The following is a 393-nucleotide window of genomic DNA, read 5'->3' on the forward strand; positions in this document are numbered from 1 at the left end:
GGCTACAAAAATCCTGATGATTTGCGGCGCAACTATCCCAAGTTTTACTGGAATGGCGTTTATCCTTATGTCAAGCACGGCTTGCGCTATTTGCAGCTCACGCAGCAGGGACAGCAAATTCTCGCCAATCTCTACTCAAATGTGTTCGTGGTTGAACATGATGTCGAACACGAACTCAACAAAATTCTTGCTCCCGCGCAGATAGCACAGGAGCAAGAACTCGTTCAGCCAATACACTAATTAAGCTGCAAAGCTTGCAGCTCAATCACGCTTACGTCAGCCTTGAGATTTCTTCAACCAGCTCCATCAGTTCTGGCGTCAGTCCCGGCGAAAATTCTTCAGGACGCTCAGGCAGGGTAGGAATGGCGAATCCTTCAGGCGGTTCATCAAGCG

At 48.9% G+C, this 393-nt stretch carries 1 protein-coding gene; it reads left to right on the forward strand.

Annotated elements, in window-relative coordinates; translation table 11 throughout:
* Positions 1–240: hypothetical protein (locus tag D7Y13_RS44540; protein ID WP_208734752.1), on the forward strand; the 240-nt coding region annotated here is incomplete at its 5' end.
* Positions 241–393 lie beyond the last annotated feature (153 nt).

The organism is Corallococcus praedator (assembly GCF_003612125.1).
GTDB classification, from domain to species: Bacteria; Myxococcota; Myxococcia; order Myxococcales; family Myxococcaceae; genus Corallococcus; species Corallococcus praedator.